At 38.8% G+C, this 402-nt stretch carries 1 tRNA gene and 1 rRNA gene; both read right to left on the bottom strand.

Annotation, left to right across the window (positions count from 1 at the left end):
• Positions 1–116 precede the first annotated feature (116 nt).
• Positions 117–190: transfer RNA gene (locus tag H4O21_RS28305), tRNA-Ile, on the bottom strand.
• Positions 191–343: 153 nt separating this feature from the next.
• Positions 344–402: ribosomal RNA gene (locus H4O21_RS28300) — 16S ribosomal RNA — on the bottom strand; the annotation flags it as partial.

Genomic DNA, 402 nt, shown 5'->3' with positions numbered 1-402 from the left:
TGAACTCACTCAACTTCTTAAAATCTCTATTCTTATTTTAATGAACTTTCTCAAAAGCTATCCAGCAACTTTTAAATTGTTGCTTATAACTTTTAACTCGCGGCTCTGCCGCCCTGTAGTCTCAGGCAGACTCGAACTGCCGACCTCTACATTATCAGTGTAGCGCTCTAACCAGCTGAGCTATGAGACTGTTTTTTAGTCGTTAGCCGTTAGTCTCTAGTAGTTAGTACAGGACCAACATCTATTTACTAATGACTTTTTACTATATAAATTTAAATTGACAGCAATGAGAATAAACTATTCATCGTAATAGTTATGATACCTTTTAGTCGTCTTTCTCTAGAAAGGAGGTGTTCCAGCCGCACCTTCCAGTACGGCTACCTTGTTACGACTTAGCCCTAG

The sequence above is a fragment of the Oceanospirillum sediminis genome (assembly GCF_014164585.1).
Taxonomy (GTDB): domain Bacteria; phylum Pseudomonadota; class Gammaproteobacteria; order Pseudomonadales; family Halomonadaceae; genus Oceanospirillum; species Oceanospirillum sediminis.
This window is presented reverse-complemented; position numbering and strand designations above follow the sequence as displayed.